Origin of the sequence: Enterococcus sp. BWB1-3 (assembly GCF_016745275.1) — a bacterium.
Classification (GTDB): domain Bacteria; phylum Bacillota; class Bacilli; order Lactobacillales; family Enterococcaceae; genus Enterococcus_L.
The window spans coordinates 1-3,183 of sequence record NZ_JADOEP010000057.1 but is presented as its reverse complement, the minus strand read 5'-3'; the positions used below and the strand labels follow the sequence as shown (position 1 = coordinate 3,183).

At 30.3% G+C, this 3,183-nt stretch carries 3 protein-coding genes and 1 pseudogene; all 4 read right to left on the bottom strand.

Features of this window, described 5'->3' with window-relative positions; all coding sequences use genetic code 11:
* Positions 1–82: 82 nt before the first annotated feature.
* Positions 83–1,327 (bottom strand): hypothetical protein, encoded by a 1,245-nt coding sequence (locus IW492_RS17760; protein WP_202069425.1) that lies wholly within the window; start codon positions 1,325–1,327, stop codon positions 83–85.
* 151 nt (positions 1,328–1,478) lie between these two features.
* Positions 1,479–1,868, bottom strand: coding sequence for a hypothetical protein (locus tag IW492_RS18235; RefSeq protein ID WP_229441425.1), 390 nt, complete (start codon positions 1,866–1,868; stop codon positions 1,479–1,481).
* A gap of 116 nt (positions 1,869–1,984) precedes the next feature.
* Complete coding sequence (locus IW492_RS17750; RefSeq protein ID WP_202069424.1) at positions 1,985–2,227, bottom strand: antirestriction protein ArdA; 243 nt, start codon at positions 2,225–2,227, stop codon at positions 1,985–1,987.
* Between the two features lie 853 nt (positions 2,228–3,080).
* A pseudogene (locus IW492_RS18795) lies at positions 3,081–3,183 on the bottom strand (IS982 family transposase); the annotation flags it as partial.

Sequence of the window (3,183 nt, the reverse complement as noted above, 5' to 3'; positions counted from 1 at the left end):
TCGGCAATTTGTTCTGCAGAATAACGATGATATTTCATGGCAGGCACCTCGTTTTTACTTTAAGTGTAACACGTCTGGCAAGTTACGCTATGTCATCGATTCTTTTACAGGTTATATATAGATTATTAGATTTTATCGAAGCAGATAGACTCCCACCTAAAGTATGAACCACCATAACTATAAATAATTGATCATTCTTAATATCATGTTCATTTAATTTTTTTACTATTGATTCTAACCTACTTGTTATTTTTTCTGAATGATCTACGTTTTCATTTACGCCACTAAAAACACCAAAAGCTATAAGCAATTTATCATTTGTAACATTGAAAATCCTCTCCTTATAACTTTTCTCATTCAATAAATCTAAATCAAAACTAGCATCAGCAATTTTCTCATGTTTCAGAGCTTTAAATAACTTTCTGACATCATTCCAAATTTCTTCAAACACATATTCTTCTGGTATTAAGTTCATTACTTTAGTATATAATGCGTTTGCAATAGATGTGACATCTAGTATGAGTACTCCTTTTCCTGTATCTAAATAAGGATGTGTTAAAAAAAGATGTTGATTCTGAGAAAACGGTTTTTGTTTTACTAAATCAGCATCTTCTTTCTTTATTGATATTTCACTTACACCAATAAGAGCTTTATCTAGACAAATTTCCTCCATATATTTATCAAGTTGTATTTTATTAGGAATAAATATTTCTCTAGTAATTGATGACAACTCTTTTGGAGTCTGACATTTTTCACAAATATTAGTAGATATGGTAAGATTATCATCCAATAAAATAGAAATATAACTTTTTTCTTCTTCAGATAGTTCCATCCGGCTTGATAAAAATATGGAACGAATTACCATATTCAAATTATACGAGCTTGTTAAATTTATACCAGGCATTACTTTATGATTCCCATAGAATTGAATATCATCTATGTACGGATTATCCAATGGATCGATAGCACTTTTAGAGTCTAATTGATTAATTTGTTGTATAACTTTTTTGAACTTACCATAACTCATTGAAAAACCTTCAAAATTCCAATTATTCTCTGATAACCAATTCAGAGTTGCAGTGGTTATCGCATCTAACAATACAGCTTTATCTCTATTTTCAAATGAAAGTCTCAGTGCAGCAAGTCTTTGTAACAATTCTCTTTTATCATACTTACTTATGTCCTCGACTATTCCTTGAATTTTAATATTGTCTGCGGCTTTAATTTCCTCTAAAGGATTAGATGATAGTTTTTCAAAAAGAGACGCAAGCATTTCATCATCTATATCAACTTCTATATTCTCAGAAAAGCTACTATAATCTTTCATTTTTGTTTCATTCCCTCCAAACCAGTTACTCAATATTTTTTAGATACTTTAATACTATTTAATATATCATCAACAAAAAATCTTTTCATTTTATATTTCATCTAAAACTGTCTTAACCATCAGAGTTGTTGCTATATCTACTTTTTACACTTTATCTCGCTCTAATATTTTCAAGACACAAGAGATATCCAGCAAAATCGCCCCAACGTTTTCTATCTTCTGATGAACCGAGCTTTTCTATCCAATTAGTGTCTAATTCTAGTTGTTCGCCTAACTTATGAAATGCCTTTAAATTAATCATAAAGGTATTATGATAGCTAGTTCTTAAATTATCTTTTTCATGTTTTTCTTCGTGAGAAAAGTAATTCCAGTTAATTCTCATATTCGCATAAACTAAAGCAGAATCTATAACTTCTTTCCATAATTCATGTAAATAGTCATCCTTGCATTCCAACATTTTAAAAATCGAATTGTAAATATCGACCGCTTCTTCAAAAGCCATAGAGTCGCTTTTTTTCAAATAAGCATTGTAATTTAGCATTCTGTCACCACCTTTACTCTTTAATACTCTTAATCATATTATAAGACATTTAGTGAGAACAAAATAGCAGGGAAATACATAAAAAAGAGCCGACTCTTAAGTCAGCCCTATATCTCTTATAAAAACTCAATAAAATATTCTTCAGCAAAATCACCATTCTTGTTAAGTACATGATCTCGACCAATAGCTTCATAGTCAACATAATTACGCAAGTGTTCTGGAACCATTATCAACCCTTCGTCAACTAGCAAATAGCCTAGTTTTTCCTCGTCCGTTAAGCCCTCATACAACTCATAAATGATTGGATTCTCGCCTTGATGCTCTGCAATCGCTCGAATAACCTCATCAGGATAATCCATATATTCTCCTAAACTATTTTTTATCGGATACAAATTGGTTGGTGATAAAAAAAAATTTGTATAGTTCCGATCATGATCTGTATTCGTTCCAACTATTTTCTTTACACCAGACTTAAATCTTGGTTTCCAATCTTTTTTGCACTAATACAAACGCCCATCTTTCACTATGAGCTAAATCTCCGTAGCCGCTCAGCAATGATTCTGCAAAGCTTTCAGAAACAGGGAAGATCTCTGAATCAACCTTGCTGTCTCCACCACCAGTCAGACCAGTTTGTGGCAATAAATTAGGGCAAATAGTTACTCCAATTATTTCCCAGCAATAGTCTACAAATTCTTTTTCTTTACTTTGACTTGTTAGCGATTCAAGAAAATAAGAAAAATAGTCTTTTGATAGTTTACCTTTTTTTACAACTTTTGAATCCGAGAATGCATTGGGATGTATTTTTTTATAAAAATCTTTTTCCCCATTTTAACGTCCCCCTCTAATTAAACACTAATTTATATAGTCACCATAAATATTCTATCCTTTTATTAGTATATCAACTATCCTAACCATACTCAAAGCGTTATGATTATTACAAAGAATCATTCATGTTAGATTTGATATTAGGTAATCTTTTGTCTAGACAATTTTCAATTTTGACATCGTCCAATTCTTTTGAATAAAGTTTTCTATTTTCAAAATGTTCATTTATTTAAATTATCTTATTTTATTAGTTAAATGATAATTCAAAACGTATAGTGCACAATGTACGTATTTTAAATATAGTTAATATCTGTTATTTTTAGAGGGGATTAAATTCACCATATCAAAAACAAGATTTTTATATTAGATACCCACAGTGCTGGTTAATTAAGCACTTAATTTCTCAAGTCCAATTGAAAATTTTAATGTTTCACTATCTTCTTTATGTGCTTCAGCCAACAAAAGATTATAAAGCAGAACCGTTAGTTGT